Source organism: Roseateles sp. P5_B10, assembly GCF_056400485.1.
In genome coordinates this window covers 1-2,658 of the sequence record NZ_JBFULE010000728.1, presented here as the reverse complement: position 1 = coordinate 2,658, position 2,658 = coordinate 1, and the positions used below count along the sequence as shown (strand labels likewise).

Annotated in this window: 1 protein-coding gene; it reads right to left on the bottom strand. The window is 64.2% G+C overall.

The genetic code is table 11. The features are described 5' to 3' along the window. Positions 1-91: 91 nt before the first annotated feature. A partial coding sequence (locus AC1DU6_RS26630) for a TonB-dependent receptor domain-containing protein (RefSeq protein ID WP_477860799.1) occupies positions 92-2,658 on the bottom strand: 2,567 nt, incomplete at its 5' end.

Below are 2,658 nucleotides of genomic sequence, written 5' to 3'. Positions count from 1 at the left end.
GCACGCGTCCCWGCGGTCGGATCTGATCAAGCCAGCGCATGCGCGAAGTCTCGCGGCATGCGCCGGCCGCCGCTGTAGGACGCGACCGGCGTCAGAACGTCATGCGGGCGCCCACGCGGTACTGGCGGCCCAGCACGTCGAACAGCGAGGGGTTCACGCCATAGCCGGTGTTGGTGCCCGGGGCGTTGGGCGGCGCGACGTCGGTGACGTTGTCGATCTTGAAGTAGGCGGTGATGTTTTTGTTGATCTTGTAGTTGCCGGCGAGATCCCAATAGAAAGCGCCCTTCATGTGGTTGTTGTCGATGGTCTGGTGCTGGGCGGTAGAGACTGGGCAGGTGGTCTGGCACTCGATGAACTCGTTGCTGTAGACGCCATTGCTGACCCAGCGCTGGCCCACCGTGAAGCTGGCCTTTTCGCCTTCCCAGGATTGCGAGAACTGGGCCTTCCACGTCGGCGTGTCGCCGAGGTTGACGCCTGCGCGCTCGGCCGGGATGGTGCCCACGATGCCCGATGTGACCAGGAAGCTGTTGGTGTGCGTTGCCAGGCCACGCAGCGTGAGCTTGCCGGGCAGATTGACGCTGGCCAGGTTGAATCGGTAGAGAGCTTCCATGTCGAAGCCCTTGCTGCGCATCCTGGCCAGATTGAAGGCCTGCAGCGTCACGTACTTCACGGGGCTGACAAGATCCATCGCGGCGCAGATCTCTTGGTTGCCGGCAGCGCAGAGGTCCACTTCCTGCTGGGCTCCGAGGGTGGAGATCACGTCCTTCAACTTGATGTCGAAGTAGTCGATCGACGCACTGAAGCCTGGCGCCCACTTGGGCTGCGACAACACCAGGCCGAGGATGCGGTTGTTGGCCAGCTCTGGGCGAAGGTTGACGTTGCCGATGGTGCGCTGCTGCACGTTGTAGGTGTTGCCCTGGAAGTTGACGGCCTGGTTGATGACCACCGGCGCGGCAAACAGCTCGGAGAGATTCGGCGCACGCACATCACGCGAGGCGACGTAGCGAACGCGCAGGCCATCGACCCCGGTCTTCCAGGTCGAGCCGATCTTCCAACTGTTGATGCCGCCGGCGGTGCTGTAGAGCGTGCGACGCACGGCCGCGTTGAGGTTGGCCTCGCCCAGGCTGTCGGACTTGAACATCGGAGCGTTCACTTCGACGAAGCCTTCTTTCACGTTGTAGGCGCCCGACGCAGCGTGGTAGTTGCCGGCGAACCAGTTGTTGCCCACAGTGGTGTTGAGGAGCGGGTCAGCCGGGTAGTCGGCCGTATTGGGCGTTGCGGGGTAGACGCCATTGCCGTAGGGGTCGCCCGTCACCCAGTAACCTTCCTTGCGAGCTTCCGCCCCGAAGGCGACGGCCACCGGTCCTGCCCAGTTCGAGAACGGCTGGCCGTTGACGTTGAAGCTGGCCACCGTCTGACGCTGCACCGACAACTGATGCGGACCGACGGCCGGGAACACATAGGCCAGCGCGGCCGGATCCTGCTGCACATCGCCGATGATGTTCAGCGGCGCGCAGCCCGCGGCCACGGCGGTGGCGTTTCGGCAGACGATCTGGCCGGACGAATTGCGCACGGCGTCGATGGCGGCGTTGAAGCGCGGGTTCAGCATGATGTTGCTGACCTTCAGATCGATGCTGTTTTCGCCGTGCTCGAAGTAGCCGTCATACGACCAAGTCTGGCCTAGCGCGCTAGCCTTGCCGGTCGCACCCAGCACGAACCGCTTCTGTTCGCGGATCGGGTTGACCTCGATGTCCTTGGGCTGGTTGCCGTAGGCCGTGCCGAACTTGAAGCTGGTGATGCCCTTGTCCACGCAGGCCTGCTTGATGGAGGCCGGCACGTAGGGGTTCTCGCACTGGATGGTCAAGTTGTCCAGCTTGGGCGAACCGGGGTTGGGCGTGTTGCGAGCGTTGGTCCTGGCCAGGTTGACCGTGAAGTAGACCTCGTTGTCATCGTCCAGCTCATAGCTACCACGGGTGTAGAAGACCTGACGCTGCAGGTTCATGCCCATGGTGGTGCCGCCGCCGATGGTGCCGGAGAGGTCGCCGCCCACGCAGAAGGGTGTGATGCAGCCTGTCACTGCACCCGTGCCGGTGGGCACGCCGTTGGAGCCGTAGTCGAACTTGTAGGGCACGCCGTCCTTGCCGAAGGCGGTACCCTGCAGCGGGCCCTGGGTGATCAAGCCGTACTTGGAGTACTGGAACTGTTGGGCGTTGCGGATGTCGAACAGCTGCGGCCTGCCGTCCGTGGTCTGGCCGGTAGGGCGCTGTTGCCAGGCCGGGTTGTTGAACCAGGTGCGGCCGTTGGCGCCCTGGCCACCAAAGCGGGGTGAGGGCACGCCCTTTTCACGGACGAGTTCCACGCTCACGGCAACGTGCGCACGGTCGTTGAGGAAGCTCCGGCCCCAGGCGGCTTGCAGTGCGCCGTTCTTGTCGTCGCCGTAGTTGGTCTGGCCAGCTTCGATGTTGGCCTTGAAGCCCTTGAAGCGCTTGTCGGTGATGAAGTTCACCACGCCGCCGACGGCGTCGGAGCCGTAAGAGGCGCCGGCACCGCCGGTCACCACGTCGACTTGTGTGACGAGGAGCTGTGGGAACTGGCTGATGTCAGCCACGCCGGTCACGTTGGCCGGCACCACGCGTTGGCCATCGAGCAGGGTCAGCG